This is a genomic window from Micromonospora sp. NPDC050187 (genome assembly GCF_044459745.1).
Classification (GTDB): Bacteria; Actinomycetota; Actinomycetes; order Mycobacteriales; family Micromonosporaceae; genus Micromonospora.
Window position 1 is genome coordinate 168,101 of record NZ_JBITJH010000011.1, and the last position, 15,261, is coordinate 183,361.

Below are 15,261 nucleotides of genomic sequence, written 5' to 3' on the forward strand. Positions count from 1 at the left end.
GGAGATCGCCCACGGCGGCCCTGGGTCCGACGGGTGAACCGGCGGACCCGGGGCGGTCGACATCGGTCTACGCTTGCCGGGTGACGGTGGAGCAACAGGCGGCGCGGGGCGGGACGAACGGTACGACGGGCACGGGCCGGCGACGGTCCCGCCGGGACGAGATCCTGGACATCGCGGTCGGTCTGTTCGCCGCCCGGGGCTACCACGGCGTCTCGATGGACGACATCGGCGCGGCGGCCGGGGTGACCGGGCCGGCTCTCTACCACCACTTCGCCGGCAAGGAGGCGATGCTGGCCGCCGCCCTGATCCCGGTCAGTGAAGGGCTGCTCGCCGGCGGCCGGGAACGGGCCGGCGGTCACCCCGGCGACCCGCATGCCGTGCTGGAGTCGCTGATCGACTTCCACGTCGACTTCGCGCTGGCCCATCCGGCGGTGATCGCGCTGCACCTGAACGAGCTGGACCGCCTGCCCGAGGAGCCCCGACGGACGATCCGCCGGTTGCAGCGTCTCTACGTGGAGGAGTGGGTGAACGTGCTGACCGCGCTTCACCCCGGTCTGCCGGACGGGGAGGCCCGGGTGCTGGCCCACGCCGCGTTCGGTCTGATGAACTCGACCCCCTTCCTCGGCGGCGAGGTGGACCGGCACCGCCGGGCCGAGCTGCTGCGTGGAGCCACGCTCGGGGCGTTGCTCGCGCGGACCGAGTCGTAGGAGACGACCGAAGCGTGGTTTCCTGACATCGTCCACCACCCCAGGACGTTGGAGGAAACATGATCGAGTCGCTGCTGGTCGCCAACCGCGGCGAGATCGCCCGCCGGATCATCCGTACCGCGAAGCGGCTCGGGATCCGGACGGTGGCGGTCCACTCGGAGGCGGACGCGGGACTCCCGTTCGTCACCGAGGCCGACGAGGCAGTGTGCGTGGGACCGGCCAACCCGGCCCAGAGCTACCGCAACGTCGAGGCGATTCTCGCCGCCGCCAAGTCCACCGGCGTGCAGGCGATCCACCCTGGTTACGGCTTCCTGTCGGAGAACGCCGACTTCGCCCGTACCGTCGCGGAGAACGGGCTGATCTGGGTCGGGCCCGGCGCGGACGCGATCACCGCGATGGGTGACAAGATCAACGCCCGGAACCTGATGGCGGCGGCCGGCGTTCCGGTCGCGCCCGGCACCACCGAACCGGCGGCCGACCTGGACGCGGCGGTGGCTGCGGCGGCGCAGATCGGCTACCCGGTGATGGTCAAGGCCGCAGCCGGTGGCGGCGGCATGGGTATGGGCGTGGCGACCGACGAGGCCGTGCTGCGCACCGAGTACGACAAGGTACGGAGCTTCGCCGAGCGGATGTTCGGCGACGGCTCGGTGCTCATCGAGCGGTACTTCCCCCGGGTGCGCCACGTCGAGGTGCAGATCCTCGGCCTGGCCGACGGCCGGGTGGTGGCGCTCGGCGAGCGGGAGTGCTCGGTGCAGCGGCGCAACCAGAAGCTGGTCGAGGAGTCCCCCTCCCCGGCGGTCTCCCCGGAGCTGCGGGAGCGTCTCCTCGCCGCGGCGGTACGCGCCGGCGAGGCGGTCGGCTACCGCAACGCGGGCACGGTCGAGTGTCTCCTCGATCCCGCGACGAACGAGTTCTTCTTCCTGGAGATGAACACCCGGCTCCAGGTCGAGCACCCGGTGACCGAGCTGGTCTACGGCGTCGACCTGGTCGAGGAGCAGCTCCGGGTCGCCGCCGGCCTCGCGCCGACCGTCGACCCGGACGCGCTCGCCCCGAGCGGACACGCCATCGAGCTGCGGATCAACGCCGAGGACCCGAAGCGCTTCCTGCCCGGTCCGGGCGCGGTCAGCACCTGGACCGAGCCGACCGGTCCGGGCGTCCGGGTCGACTCCGGCTACGTCGCCGGCAACACGGTCACCCCGTTCTACGACTCCCTGATGGCGAAGCTGATCGTCTTCGGCGCGGACCGGGCCGAGGCGATCGAGCGGGCGCGGACGGCGGTGGCCGGTTTCGAGGTCGTCGGCCCGAAGTGCAATCTGCCCTTCTTCGCCGAGCTGCTGGAAAACGCCGAGTTCGTCTCCGGCGACTACGACACCGGCGTCGTCGGCCGTATGCGCTGACCGCTGCCGGTCGCGTCCGGAGACGCTGACAATCGCCGGTCCCCGGTCGGGTCGCTCGCCCACCGGGGACCGGTGAGTCGCCCGTCGACGCTCGTCATCAACCCGGTGGCCGCCGCCAGACCGTGTTCGGCGCGGGGATCCGCCCGGTCCCGGGCTGCGGGAAACGGTCGGTCGGTGGCGAAGGGGTGTGGCGGTCGACCGGACCGGCAGTGTTCCGCAGCCCGCCGTGCCGGAACTCCGCCATCCAGAAGGCCACCCCGGCGGTGCCGGACGACCGGGGAGCCACCATGTCGACCCGGCTCGGTTTCCGGCGCACCGGAGGATCCTCGTCCAGCCGGGTGAGGTGCCCGAAATGCCCCTCGTTCCGGGTGGTACGGGACGACGGCAGACACTTTTCGTCGTCCACCTCGTCCGACGGCGACTCGGCCTGCCACAGGCGGCCGGTCAGTTCCGCGAGGTCGGCCCGAAGCCGCAGGTTCTCCGCCCGGCTGGCGTACAGCTGCGCCCTGAGCTCGGCCTTCTCCCGCTCGGGCAGCTCGACGGGGTCGGTTTCGCCGGATCCGGGGGCCGGCGCCTCGACCGGCTCGGGGGCATAACCCTTCGGGTAACGGCCCCGGGCTGCCCGGTACAGGTCGGCCAGCCGGCTCCGGGTCGCCTCCTGCTCCCCGGCCGGAACCAGGTGCTGGACCAGCAGTTCCACCAGGGGCCAGCGCGGACCCCGGCTGCGTACGCCGAAGTTCCACGACAGCTTCTTGCGTAGCCGCCGTAGGTTGCCCTCGTCCTTCCGGGCCCGGCAGACCGCCTGCTCGCCCTGCGGCCGGGCCTGGGCACAGGCGATCTCGAGGGCGGCCCACCGCCAGGTGTCGACCGGCCCGATGTCGGCGTGCTGTTCCACCAGGTCCCGTACCGTCAGCACGTAGGCCGCCACCTCGCCGCGGTCCCCCCAGTGCCGGGTGAGCTGCTCGGCGAGCCGATCACGGTCGGTCAGCCGGTGCCGGGTCTGCCGCCGGTGGCCGGACGGCACACCGTTGTCGTTGGTCATGTCGGTCCTTCCAAGAGCACATGACACGGACCCGTATTTGTACCTCTTCCCCTCAATGGCTGTGGCCGATAGCCCCCGTCGTCGTGGAATGACCGTTGGATATCGGTCCGGATAGGACACGTGACGTGCCAACGGTGGTCGGATCGGCTTTGCCGGCAACGAAACCGGCCAAAAAAGCCGGCCAGAAAAGTCCTCGTCATCCGACTGCCCGGTGGGTGCCGTCCGGCTTGTTGATCGTTGGAAAAAGAGGCAGGGAACGGCGGTGGTCGAGCGTTCTCCGTCTGCCGGAAATGCTCCGCCCGTTGCCGGCCCCGGAAACGGAGGATCAACGAAAGGACGGTGGATGAACGACGACGCGGGACGTCGCCCGACGACCCGGGACCGGACGGTCCGGGGGCTGCGGATGGCCTCCATGGGGACCGACGCCGCAGTGGTGGTCGCCACGGTGTCGGGCCGAGAGGACATCAGCGCCTGCGCGGGTGCCCTCTCGGCCACTTTCCGGTGCGCTGCTGAGCTCTTGGAAGGACCGTCGCAGCGCTGATCCCGGACGGCGTACGGATGGTCGGTGCCGGACTCCGGTGCCGGCCATCACGCCGTGACCCAACCTATCGACCATCACCAAGGCGATCCATCACGTCGACTCAGCTTGGCCGTTGCGGTGAACCGATCCGGCGTAGCGGCGGACAAGACGCCACGGACGGGTTAACCCGATCGGGTGAGCGACACACCTGTGGTGCGACCCGGGTTGGAAAACCTCCACTATGTCCCGACCGGGGTGGGACGGCTGGCAACCCGGACCGCAACGGCCCGTCCCGTCGACTGGCCCAGGGCGCCCCGGCTCTGCTTCCCTGGGAAGGACGTCGTTCTGGTGACCGGGCGGACCTTTCCGGCGGGCGGCGTCGTTCGAGGAGGCCGCTCCAGCCGGTGCCGGGCATCGGAGCGGACCACAGACCACGTCACAGTGAGGTGACCGATGAGCCAGATGCCAGACTCCGTGTCGATCCGCGAGGTCGGGCCGCGCGACGGGCTCCAGAACGAGGAACCGATCCCGACCGACGCCAAGGTACGGCTGCTCGACGCCCTCTCCGGCACCGGCGTACGGCGGATCGAGGCGGTGTCCTTCGTGCATCCGAAGGCGATCCCGCAGATGGCCGACGCCGACGAGGTGTGGCAGCGGGCGACGAGGGCACCGGGGGTGCGCTACTCCGCGCTGGTGCCGAACTCCCGGGGCGCGCAGCGTGCCCTCGCCGCCGGGTTCGACGAGATCGAGGTGGTGGTCTCGGCGAGCGACACGCACAACCGACGCAACGTCAACCGCTCGACGGACGAGTCGCTGGACGACATCGCCGAGCTGATCGACCTGCTGCACGGCGCGGGTGCGCGGGCCGAGGTGATCGTCGCGACCAGCTTCGGGTGCCCGTACGAGGGGGACATCGACCCGCGCCGGGTCGCCGGCATCGTCGACCGGGTGGTCCGCGACGGTGCGGACCGGGTGGCCTTCGGTGACACCACCGGCATGGCGACCCCGCGCCGGGTCCGCGAACTGCTGACCGAGGTACGGGACCGCAACGCGCACGTCCCGGTGCTGCTGCACTTCCACAACACCCGCGGCACCGCGTTGGCGAACATGCTGACCGCGCTGGAACTCGGGGTCACCGAGTTCGACGCCAGCGTCGGCGGCCTCGGTGGCTGCCCGTACGCGCCGGGCGCGAGCGGCAACCTGGCCACCGAGGAGGCCGTGCACATGCTGCACGACATGGGTGTCGACACCGGCATCGACCTGGACGCCCTGATCGAGGTGGCGGAGTTGGCCGAGCGGCTCGTCGGCCGGCAACTTCCCTCCGGCGTCCTCCGTGCCGGCCCCCGCTCCCGCCTCACCCCCCTCCCCACCCCCTGAACGACGGGCCCGGCTGCTCGGGATCGGTCTGCGCCTGATCCACTCCATTCCGCCGATGTCGTGCCATCCCGCACCACCGGATGCCACCGTTTGGGCCGAATGGAGTGGATCGTGGCGGCCGGTCGCCGGACTCGCCGTGTCGGCGTACCGGATTCGCCGGAACGGGCGAGGATCAGATAGCCTAACGATCGTTCAGGTTGGTGGGGCCAGGGGCCCGGAACGCGGCGAGGGAGTCGGCGTGACGCTCGACGGTGAGGCACTGGAGCAGCTCCGCAAGCGGGCCCGGGCCGGCGGCGCGGACAAGTACCACGCGGCCAACGCGGCCAAGGGCAAGCTCTTCGCCCGGGAGCGGGTCGCGCTCCTGGTGGACGAGGGCTCCTTCGTCGAGGACGGCCTCTACGCCAACGCGATGGCCGAGGGCCTGCCGGCGGACGGCGTGGTCACCGGCACCGCCACCATCGACGGGCGGCAGGTCTGCCTGATGGCGAACGACTCCACGGTCAAGGCCGGGAGTTGGGGCGCGCGGACCGTCGAGAAGATCATCCGGATCATCGAGCGGGCGTACGACACCAGCGTGCCGATGGTCTACCTGGTCGACTCGGCCGGCGCGCGGATCACCGACCAGGTCGACCTCTTCCCCGGCCGGCGGGGCGCCGGCAAGATCTTCTGGAACCAGGTCCGTGCCTCCGGGGCGATCCCACAGGTCTGCGCGCTGTTCGGGCCGAGTGCGGCCGGTGGGGCGTACATCCCGGCGTTCTGCGACGTGGTCGCGATGGTCGAGGGCAACGCCAGCATGTACCTCGGCTCCGACCGGATGGTCGAGATGGTCACCGGGGAGAAGACCACGCTGGAGGCGATGGGCGGGGCCCGGGTGCACTGCGCCGAGTCCGGCGTCGGGCACTTCCTCTGCAAGAGCGAGGCCGAGGCGCTCGACGTGGTCAGGCGCTACCTGTCGTACCTTCCGGCGAACTGGACGCAGGCCCCGCCGGCCGCACCCGCCGTCGACGCGCCGGCCAAGGCCGACCTGGCCGCGCTGGTGCCGGCGAGCGAGCGGCAGGCGTTCGACATGCGCCGGTACGTCAAGGGCCTGCTCGACGACGGCTCCTTCTTCGAGATCCAGGCGCTCTGGGCCAGGGAGCTGACCATTGGCTTCGGCCGGCTGAACGGTGAGGTCGTCGGGGTCGTCGGCAACAACTCGATGTTCAAGGGCGGGGTGCTCTTCGTCGACTCGGCCGACAAGGCGACCCGGTTCGTGCAGCTCTGCGACGCGTTCAACGTGCCGCTGCTCTTCCTCTCCGACGTGCCCGGGTTCATGGTCGGCAGCGCGGTGGAGAAGCAGGGCATCATCCGGCACGGGGCCAAGATGATCACCGCGATCTCCGAGGCGACCGTACCCAAGATCTGCGTGGTGGTGCGCAAGGCGTACGGCGCGGGTCTCTACGCGATGGCCGGTCCCGGGTTCGAGCCGGACGCCACGATCGCCCTGCCCACCGCGAAGATCGCGGTGATGGGCGCGGAGGCCGCGGTCAACGCGGTCTACGCCAACAAGATCGCCGCCATCGAGGACGAGGCCGAGCGGGCCGCCTTCGTCGCCGCGAAGCGCGAGGAGTACGAGCGGGACATCGACGTCGTCCGGCTCGCCAGTGAACTCGTGGTCGACACGATCGTCGAGCCGCACGAGCTGCGCGCCGAACTGGTCCGCCGGTTCACCGCCGCGCGGAGCAAGGAGCGGCACTTCTCCCGGCGCCGGCACGGCGTCACCCCGGTCTGAGCCACGACGTCGGTACGACCCCGCTGCACCCGGCGTCACGAGCGCCCGGCGGCAGCCCGTCCATCCAGGAGGAACCCATGGACTTCCGGCTCACCGAGGAGCAAGAGGCGCTGCGGGAGAGCGTCCGGGACTTCGCCCGGGACGTGGTCGCGCCGGTCATCGCCGAGCACTACGAGCGGCACACCTTCCCGTACGAGGTGATCCGCCAGATGGGCAAGATGGGGCTGTTCGGGCTCCCCTTCCCCGAGGAACACGGCGGAATGGGCGGCGACTACTTCGCGCTCTGCCTCGTCCTGGAGGAGTTGGCCCGGGTCGACTCCAGCGTGGCGATCACCCTGGAGGCGGCGGTCTCGCTCGGCGCGATGCCGATCTTCCGGTTCGGCACCGAGGAGCAGAAGCGCAGGTGGCTGCCGAAGCTGCTCAGCGGCGAGGCGCTGGCCGGCTTCGGGCTGACCGAGCCGGGCTTCGGCTCGGACGCCGGTGGCACCCAGACCCGGGCGGTGCTGGACGAGTCAACCAACGAGTGGGTGATCAACGGTTCGAAGGCGTTCATCACCAACTCGGGCACCGACATCACCGCGCTGGTCACCGTCACCGCGGTCACCGGCACCCGACCGGACGGCGCGAAGGAACTGTCGACGATCATCGTCCCCTCCGGCACGCCCGGGTTCACCGTCGCGCCTGGGTACTCCAAGGTCGGCTGGAACGCCTCGGACACGCACGAGCTGACCTTCGACGACTGCCGGGTGCCGGCGGAGAACCTGCTCGGCGCGCGGGGCCGGGGCTTCGCCCAGTTCCTGCGGATCCTCGACGAGGGACGGATCGCCATCGCCGCGCTCGCCGTCGGCCTCGCCCAGGGCTGCGTCGACGAGTCGATCAAGTACGCGAAGGAGCGTCACGCGTTCGGCCAGCCGATCGGCAACTACCAGGCGATCCAGTTCAAGATCGCCGACATGGAGATGAAGGCGCACACCGCCCGGCTGGCGTACTACGACGCGGCGGCGCGGATGCTCGCCGGTGAGCCGTTCAAGCGGCACGCGGCCATCGCGAAGCTGCACGCCAGCACCGTCGCGGTGGACAACGCCCGGGAGGCCACCCAGATCCACGGCGGATACGGCTTCATGAACGAGTACCCGGTCGCCCGGTTCTGGCGGGACAGCAAGATCCTGGAGATCGGCGAGGGCACCAGCGAGGTCCAGCGCATGATCATTGCCCGCGACCTGGGTATGTGAGCAACGGCCTCCTCCCGGCCGCCCGGCGCGGCGGAGGGGGCCTCGGGCGGGCGTGGGTCCTCGACACCGGTGGGAACTGCCGGATGGTCCGGCAGTTCCGTCGTGGGAACGTCCAGGGCCGCGGCTCTCGATCGCCATGAGCAGAATCCTGCGTACGCCGGAAGCGTCGATCAACAAGTGGTCGGTCCGAGACCTTCGCTGATCGGATCAGTTCCCACTGTCGGATATCCGGTGGTGCTCGGTCGGCAGCACGACGGTCGGCTGTCGAACGTCGCACCCTGTCCGTACTCTTCCTGCCCATGACTCCCGATCATGGTCGTTCGCGGAGTTCGGCCGGTGACGCCGTCCTGCCGGCACTGCTGCGCGGGCACCGGCTCGCCGCCGGCCTCACCCAGGCCGAGCTGGCGACCCGGGCCGGAATCGGCGTACGCACCGTGCGTGACCTGGAGCGAGGCCGGTCGTCGCGACCCCAGCGGACCACCGTCGACCTGCTCGCCGAAGCCCTGGCGCTGAGCGGTCCGGACCGGGCCGCCTTCCGGGCCGCCGCCCGTGGCCGGGTGCCGACCGAAGCGGCCGAGGAGGCCGCCCCGCCGGCCGCCGTGCTCCCGCCGGCCGGGATCGCTCCGGCCGCCGTCGCCCCGACGCCCTCCGTGCCGGTCGCCCGCTCCGGATCCGAGGAGACCGACCTGCTCTGCGGACTGTCCGTGGACCTGCCGCCCCCGGTCGACCTGATCGGTCGGGACCACGACCTCACCGAGCTGACCCGGCTGCTGGCCCGGGACCGGACGTCCGTGGTGAGTCTGGTGGGACTGGCCGGGGTCGGAAAGTCCGCGCTCGCCCTGGCGGTCACCCGCCAGGTGGCCGACCGGTACCCCGGCGGAATCGCCGGCGTACTGGTCGGAGAGGGTTCCGACGCCGGATGTGTGCTCTCTGCGGCGGCGGCGGTCTTCGGCGTCACCGGGCCGGCCGATCTGGTGGCCCGGCTCACCGGCGTTCCGGCACTGCTCCTGGTCGACGCGGTGGAGCGGGCGCCGGAGGCGGTGGCCGAGGCCCTGGAGCAGCTGACCCGGGCCCTGCCCGAGCTGCGGGTGCTCGCCACCGGCCGGCACCCGGTCGGCCTGCCCGGTGAGCGGGTCTGGCCGGTGCCCCCGCTCGACGTGCCACCAGACGACAAGACCGGGCCGGACCCCGAGGCGCTGGCCGGGTACCCGGCGGTGCGGCTCTTCACCGCCCGCCTGGCGCAGGTGCGCCGGGAGCCACCCGCCCCGGAGGAACTGCCCGCCCTCGCCGCCCTGGTCCGCCGACTGGGCGGCCTGCCGCTGGCCATCGAGCTGATGGCCGCCAGGGGCCGGATCCTCGACCTGAACGAACTGCTCGACCGGTACGGCGACCGGGTCCTCGACCTGGCCCCACCACCGCATCCCGGAGAGGCGGTCGCGGTGACCCTGCGGGAGGCGGTCGCCACCAGCTACCGCCTGTTGGCACCGGACGAGCGGGCGGCACTGCGCCGCCTCGCCGCCTTCCGCAACCGGTGGTCCGTCGGCCTGGCCGAGGAGATGCTCGCCGGGAACGGGACGGAGGCGTCCGCCGACCCGGTACCGTTGCTCGACCGTCTCCTCGAACTGGGCCTGCTGAGCGTCCGGGGCACCGGGTCGCTCCGGTTCCGGCTGCTCGACGCGGTGCGGGACTTCGCCACCGAACAGCTGGTGGCGGCCGGCGAGGAGACCGGCGTCCGACGCCGGCACGCGCAGATCGTCCTACGGCTGGTGGTCCGTGCCGAACCGGAGCTGACCGGCCCCACGATGATCGGCGCGCTGCACCGGCTCGACGAGCTGACGAGTGACATCGTGGCCGCGCTCAGCCATGCCTCCGGCGACGATCCGCACACCGCCCTACGTCTGGCGGCGGGCCTGTCCCGCTGGCTGCGACTGCGTGGGCGGGACGGGGCGGGGCGGCAGTTGCTGCGCCGGCTGCTGGCCGATCCCCGTACCGCCGACGCGGATCCGGCGGTACGGGCGTCGGCGGCGCTCGCGTTGGCCCGGCTCACCGCGGTGCACGGCGTCGACCCGGTGGACGTCCCGGCGGCCCGGGACGCGCTCGCGGTCTTCCGACGCCTCGGGGACGTGGCCGGGGAGCTCGACGCGCGGGGCGTCCTCTGCACGCTCCTGATCTGCGCCGGCGAGCACGACGAGGCCCGCGAGCAGGCGGAGGCCATGCTGGTGATGGCCCGGCGACACGACCGGCCACGTGACATGGCGGTCGCCCAGCGCAGCCTGGCCTGGCACGACGTCCGGGCCGGTGACCTGGTTGCGGCGCGGCGGCGGCTGGCTGCGGTCGACCGGCTCGCGGGCCAGTGCGGGGAGCAGCGGATCCGGGTGCTGGGCCGGACGGACCTGGCCGAGCTGGCCCGGCTGGAGGGCCGGTACGCCGACGCGGTCGAGCACGGGCGGCGTGCCCTCGCGGCGCTCGTGGAACTCGGCGAGCCGGGGCACCGCCGCCGGGCGCTGGGCACGGTGGGACTCGCACTCGCACAGGACGGGCGATTCGCCGAGGCGGGTGAGGTGCTGGCGGAACTCCGGGCGACCGTACCGGCACAGTGGGGCTCCGACCGCGTCGAGGATGGCTTCTCCGCGCTACTGGAGGCGACCATCGCACTGCACCGGGGGGACCGGGAAGTGGCGGCGGAGTGGTTTGCGGCGGCTGCGGAGGCGGCCGGCCGGGGACGACGCGGTGCCGTCGAGGCGCTGGTCGGACTGGCCGCGAGCACCGGCGAAGGCGCACTGCTCGATCGGCTGGACAAGGTCTGCCAGGAGAGCGGGATCCGGCTGCTGCCACAGGAGGAAGCGTTGCTCTACGCCCTGACGGTGGCCCGTTCCTGAAGCGGGTGCCACGCACCGAACCGGTCGCCGGCCTGCCCGGTCTCCGGTTGTTTGGCGGTGGGCGGACGGTGTCCGGTGGTTGGCAATCGTCCGGGAAGGCGCGAGCGAAGAAGCCCCCTTTGTGGTGCTACCCCTCGCTCATCGCTCGCGCCGTCACCCCCCGGTATCCCCGCTGATGGAAGGTTAGCGGGCACCCTTCGACGCGGTTGTCCATTTCCTCCGGGAAGGTGGTGGGCATCGGTCAATTCTGCCGGTCGTTCTGCCGGTGCGCGCCCCCGCTGCCACCGACCGTGCGACCCGACGCAGTTCCGCTAGCGTCGCCGTCCGGAACGGACAACGGAATGCTCCGAATCCGCCGTTTCCTTGGCGCCGGGATCGGGGGCCTGACTGCCTGCGGTGGCGCCCGGGTGCACCGCGTCGCGGACCTTGCGCAGGGCGTGCAGCAACGCCTCCAGTTCCTGCGGTTCGAGCTGGCCGGTGAACCACTGCTCGATGATCTTCAGGTGGCCGGGCAGGGTCTCGTTGAGTCGGTCCAGGCCCGACCGGGTCACCACGGCGTACGAGCTGCGACGATCGGAGGGGCAGGCCCGGCGGCAGAGCAGCCCGTCGCGTTCCATCCGGTCCACCACCCGGGTCACACCGCTGGTGGACAGCGAGGTCTGTGCGGCCAGATCCGTCATCCGCAGCTGGTTTCCCGGAGACCGGGCGAGTCGGGTGAGCACTTCGAATTCAACAGCGGAAAGGCCGTTTTCCTCGTATTGCGTAGCGAATCGGGCCGACAGGCCGGCATGTGCCTCGACGAGAAGGCCGACGGCGGTGATCCGGGGGTCGTCGGAGACGTTCTTGGTCACTCGGGCATCCTAACAGTGATTGACGAGGAAAATTCTGCGTAGCGGACAGCTGTTAATGCAATTAAGCGCCCGGATGGCCGGGGTCCCTGATCCGGGCCGGTACCCGTTGGACGCCCGGGGGCGGCCATTTCGTCGCGCGACACCACCATGCTGGACCAAGGTCACAAGTGGATTGGATTCCGCTGGTCGAGCACGGCCGGGCGGAACGCCTCGGGCGACTCCAAGGCATCAACACCTGTGGATAAAAGGTAGGGTGGCCGTACCGGAGGGTCAGGTCCTGTGCGGCGGGGCGGGTGCGATTTGTCACGGGTTGCTCGTTGATCGTCCTGTGCCGTGCCGGCCGCGACCGGGTAGGGATACGGCGGACGCCTTCCCGCCGGACCATGGAAGCGGTTCGTGTCGACCACGGGCCGCGACCGCTGGTCCCGGCGTGGGTGGCGCTCCTAACGTGGAAGTTCACAACGCGCTGTCGCCGGCCGTCCCCTCGGACCGCGTCGACCGCGCCTCGCGCCGGGAGGACAGATGGGCAGAGACGTCGCGCAGGGCGCCTTCTCCCGAGAGGACCGGGTCCGCTACCGGCAGAAGGTCCGACGATGTCTGGACGTGTTCGCGCTGATGCTCGACGACTTCGGCTTCGACGCGGACCGCCCGATGACCGGACTGGAGATCGAGCTCAACCTGGTCGACTCGGCGGCGGAGCCGGCGATGCGGAACGACCAGATCCTCGCCGACATCGCCGACCCGCTGTTCCAGACCGAGTTGGGCCGCTTCAACCTGGAACTCAACGCCAACCCCCGGTTGATCGGCGGGCAGGGCTTCACCGAGTACGAGGAGGACCTGAGGGGCAGCCTGAGCCGGGCCGGTGAGCGGGCGGCGGAGTCCGACGCCGCCATCGTCATGGTCGGGATCCTGCCGACCCTGACCGAGCGGCACCTGGTGGCCGACAACCTCTCCACCGACGAGCGCTACCGGGTGCTCAACGCCCAGATCGTGGGGGCCCGGGGCGAGGACATCGAACTCGACATCCGGGGTGTGGAGCGGTTGCAGACGCACACCGACTCGATCGCCCCGGAATCGGCCTGCACCAGTCTTCAGTTCCACCTCCAGGTCGCCCCGGACAGCTTCGCCGACTACTGGAACGCCTCCCAGGCCATCGCCGGGGTCCAGGTCGCGGTCGGGGCGAACTCGCCCTACCTGTACGGCCGTCAACTCTGGGCCGAGACCCGGATCGCGCTCTTCGAGCAGGCCACCGACACCCGACCGGACGAACTGAAAGCCCAGGGGGTGCGCCCCCGGGTGTGGTTCGGCGAACGGTGGGTGACCTCCATCTTCGACCTGTTCGAGGAGAACGTCCGGTATTTTCCGCCGCTGCTGCCCATCTGCGACGACGAGGACCCGGTCGACGTGCTGCACGCCGGTGGGGTTCCGACGTTGAGCGAGCTGCGCCTGCACAACGGCACCGTCTACCGCTGGAACCGGCCGGTCTACGACATCATGAACGGCCGTCCGCACCTGCGGGTCGAGAACCGGGTGCTGCCCGCCGGTCCCACGGTGGTGGACATGCTGGCCAACGCCGCCTTCTACTTCGGGCTCGCCCGGGGCCTCGCCGAGTCCGACCGCCCCATCTGGAGCCAGCTCACCTTCAGCTCGGCGGAAGAGAACTTCCACGCCGCCGCCCGGCGCGGCATGGGCGCGGTACTGCACTGGCCCCGACTGGGCGACGTACCGGTGAGCCAACTGGTGCTCGACGTACTGCTGCCGAAGGCGGCGACCGGCCTGGACCGGTTCGGTGTCGACCCGGCAGAGCGCGACCGGCTGCTCGGCATCATCGAGCAGCGGTGCCGGACCGGCCGCAACGGTGCGGTCTGGCAGACCGAGACGGTCTGGGCGGCGGAGCGGCACCGGGGCATGGACCGCGCCGCGGCGCTGCACCACATGGTCCGGCGCTACGCCGAACTGCAACGCACCAACGAGCCGGTGCACACCTGGCCGGTCGACTGAGGCCGTCGGTCAGTCGCGGGGCCGCCGGTTCGCGGCGCGGCCCCGCGCCCGAGGCTCCGCCGCCGGTCCGGCGGCGGGGGGAGTTCCGGGGCCCTCGTCCGGGTTGGCGTGGTCGGGTTCGACGGGGGACCCGTCGGGGGCGTCGGCCGACCCGGTCGCCCCGGGGCCGGACCCGGGGCCGGCGGTCGGCTCGCCCCGACGCGGCCGGGGCACCCTCGACGTCGACCTGCTGGCGCGACGGCGCGCCGTGCCGGCGTCGGCGTCCGGGGCGGTGCCCGCGCTGGCGGGTACGCCCGCCCCGACGTCGGCGGGAGCCGGAGCAGAGCTGGCCGGACCCGGGCCGGCGGCGGGGAGCACGGTGCCGGCACCGGCCGGATCCGGGCCGGCACTCCCGCCGCCCGGAGACGTCCGGGCGGCATCGACCGCTGTGGTGCCTGTTTCGGCATCGGCCGCTGTGGTGCCCGCCTCGGCATCGGCCGTGTCGGCGGTCGCTGCGGCGTCAACGACTGCGGCGTCGGCGATCGGTGCGGCGTCGACCTCGGAGCCGGTCGCCGGGGCGGCGGTCGCCGCGTCCCGTCGCTGGGCCAGGGCGGCGACCAGGACCGAGCCGGCGATCCCGGTGACCACCGCGTACGCAGCGACGAACTGCGCGGTGAGCTGCTCGGCGCGGAGTTCGGGCAGCCGGGGGACGGTCAACAGGTAGGCGACGGCGACCAGGAGCGGCCCCGCCGCCCCGGAGGCCGCCGCCCCGACGCGCCGGTACGTCGACCGGGCGGCCCGCCGCGCCGCCAGCGCGCCGATGACCAGGGCCGAGCCGAGCGACAGCACCACCGCCAGCCAGGAGAGGTGGTCACCGGCCCGGATCCCCGGGCGGTCGGTGGCGAGCTGCCAGAACCCGAGTTGGGCGGTGGCCGTCCCGCGACCCGCGAGCACCCCGTCGACGACCGCGACCACTGCGAGCGACCAGAGCCAGCCGATGCTGGCGAAGATGTTGGCCGCGGCCGGGGGCGAGCGTTGGGCCCAGATCGCGACGAGGAACCCGACCAGCAGGCCCGCCCCGGTGTACGCGGCGGCCATGGCCTGCGGCGCGGTCGTGTCGGTCGGGACGGCCGCCCGGGCCGGTACCGCCACGAGTAGTACGGTCACCAGCGCGCCGACAGCTGCGGCCAGGGCGGACGGGATGCCGCCCGGACGGCGGTCCCGGGCATGGGCACCGGCGACGGGTCGCCGGGCGAGGCGCTGCGCCCCCACCGCCCCGGCGATGGTCGAGGTGGCCGCGATCCAGGTGGCCCAGCCCAGACCCGCCGCCCAGAGTGTCCCGGGCGACCCGTCGGCCCCGGGGTCCGGGGGCGTCCAGCTGATGATGCCCAGCCCGTACCCGAAGCCGAGTTGGGCGGCACCCGTACCGGCGGCGATACCGAACGCGGTCGCCAGCGTTCCTCCCCAGCCCCGTACGGCCATGCCGGGCAGCGTAACGTCCCGCA

At 72.0% G+C, this 15,261-nt stretch carries 10 protein-coding genes; 7 read left to right on the forward strand and 3 right to left on the reverse strand.

Annotated elements, in window-relative coordinates:
• Positions 1-80: 80 nt before the first annotated feature.
• Positions 81-707: a TetR/AcrR family transcriptional regulator gene (locus ACIBJE_RS18965; RefSeq protein ID WP_396749972.1), complete on the forward strand. Its 627-nt coding sequence runs from the start codon at positions 81-83 to the stop codon at positions 705-707.
• 59 nt (positions 708-766) lie between these two features.
• Positions 767-2,104 (forward strand): acetyl/propionyl/methylcrotonyl-CoA carboxylase subunit alpha, encoded by a 1,338-nt coding sequence (locus ACIBJE_RS18970; RefSeq protein WP_396749974.1) that lies wholly within the window; start codon positions 767-769, stop codon positions 2,102-2,104.
• A 97-nt stretch (positions 2,105-2,201) separates the two neighbouring features.
• Here ACIBJE_RS18970 and ACIBJE_RS18975 read toward each other — a convergent pair whose 3' ends face one another.
• Entirely contained in the window at positions 2,202-3,146 is a 945-nt protein-coding gene (locus ACIBJE_RS18975; protein ID WP_396749976.1) for a hypothetical protein, read from the reverse strand.
• Positions 3,147-4,119: 973 nt separating this feature from the next.
• On the opposite strand from ACIBJE_RS18975, the gene ACIBJE_RS18980 reads away from it, so the two are divergent.
• From ACIBJE_RS18980 to ACIBJE_RS18995, 4 genes are all read left to right on the forward strand, one after another.
• Positions 4,120-5,043, forward strand: a complete 924-nt coding sequence (locus ACIBJE_RS18980) for a hydroxymethylglutaryl-CoA lyase (protein WP_396749978.1) — start codon at positions 4,120-4,122, stop codon at positions 5,041-5,043.
• Positions 5,044-5,281: 238 nt separating this feature from the next.
• On the forward strand, positions 5,282-6,814 hold the full coding sequence (locus ACIBJE_RS18985) for an acyl-CoA carboxylase subunit beta (RefSeq protein ID WP_396749980.1): 1,533 nt from the start codon (positions 5,282-5,284) through the stop codon (positions 6,812-6,814).
• A 77-nt stretch (positions 6,815-6,891) separates the two neighbouring features.
• Positions 6,892-8,046, forward strand: coding sequence for an acyl-CoA dehydrogenase family protein (locus ACIBJE_RS18990; RefSeq protein WP_396749982.1), 1,155 nt, complete (start codon positions 6,892-6,894; stop codon positions 8,044-8,046).
• A gap of 299 nt (positions 8,047-8,345) precedes the next feature.
• A complete protein-coding gene (locus ACIBJE_RS18995) occupies positions 8,346-10,925 on the forward strand; it encodes an ATP-binding protein (protein WP_396749984.1) in 2,580 nt (859 codons plus the stop codon).
• Between the two features lie 311 nt (positions 10,926-11,236).
• On the opposite strand, the gene ACIBJE_RS19000 is transcribed toward ACIBJE_RS18995, so the two are convergent.
• Entirely contained in the window at positions 11,237-11,776 is a 540-nt protein-coding gene (locus ACIBJE_RS19000) for a MarR family winged helix-turn-helix transcriptional regulator (RefSeq protein ID WP_396749986.1), read from the reverse strand.
• A gap of 522 nt (positions 11,777-12,298) precedes the next feature.
• Between ACIBJE_RS19000 and ACIBJE_RS19005 the strand changes: the two genes are divergently transcribed.
• Positions 12,299-13,777, forward strand: a complete 1,479-nt coding sequence (locus ACIBJE_RS19005) for a glutamate--cysteine ligase (protein ID WP_396749988.1) — start codon at positions 12,299-12,301, stop codon at positions 13,775-13,777.
• A 9-nt stretch (positions 13,778-13,786) separates the two neighbouring features.
• Here the strand turns inward: ACIBJE_RS19005 and ACIBJE_RS19010 are convergent, their stop codons facing one another.
• The gene (locus tag ACIBJE_RS19010) at positions 13,787-15,238 is read right to left on the reverse strand and encodes a hypothetical protein (protein ID WP_396749990.1); all 1,452 of its coding nucleotides are present in this window, start codon (positions 15,236-15,238) and stop codon (positions 13,787-13,789) included.
• Between the last annotated feature and the right edge of the window lie 23 nt (positions 15,239-15,261).